1 protein-coding gene is annotated in these 469 nt (G+C 40.5%); it reads left to right on the top strand.

The window, feature by feature from the left end:
- Window positions 1-469, top strand: a 469-nt coding sequence (locus EXE42_RS18965) for a hypothetical protein (protein WP_158293775.1), incomplete at both ends; no start/stop codon positions are given.

The following is a 469-nucleotide window of genomic DNA, read 5'->3' as shown; positions in this document are numbered from 1 at the left end:
ATAGAGGTTCAAATCGCGGGCTGGAACGCCTTACACTTCGAGATTACATCCGGGATGATGAGAGCATCAATAGCGAGACGCTACAATCTGTCGCCGATGACCTAATCGGATATCGAGTTCTCTACGAAGAGGAAGAAGAAATTGAAGCTTATCCACCTGAATCGGATGAACTCACCAAGGTAAAACATCCAATAGTAAATGATGCTGACTTGTACTGGATTCATCCTGAATATATGTTCTTTAGAGGCTCTGAAAGTGATTCGAGTGAAGCGATTGATTATGTCACACAAATATTACGCGAAAGTCCTAACCCAGAACAAACAGACGGAGGCTCATCAGGATCAACACCAAGAATCAACGAAATTTGTTTCGAGAAAGACTTCCTGTTGTGGATATTCAAGAAACAGTTCTATGGTAATAAACCATCAAATAAAATTGATCTTAAAATAAATTCATTGACCGACGCCGA

Source organism: Halorubrum sp. SP3 (genome assembly GCF_005435195.1).
In the GTDB taxonomy this organism is placed as follows: domain Archaea; phylum Halobacteriota; class Halobacteria; order Halobacteriales; family Haloferacaceae; genus Halorubrum; species Halorubrum sodomense.
Note: the sequence above shows the minus strand (reverse complement) of the source record. Positions and strands in the feature narration are given on the sequence as shown.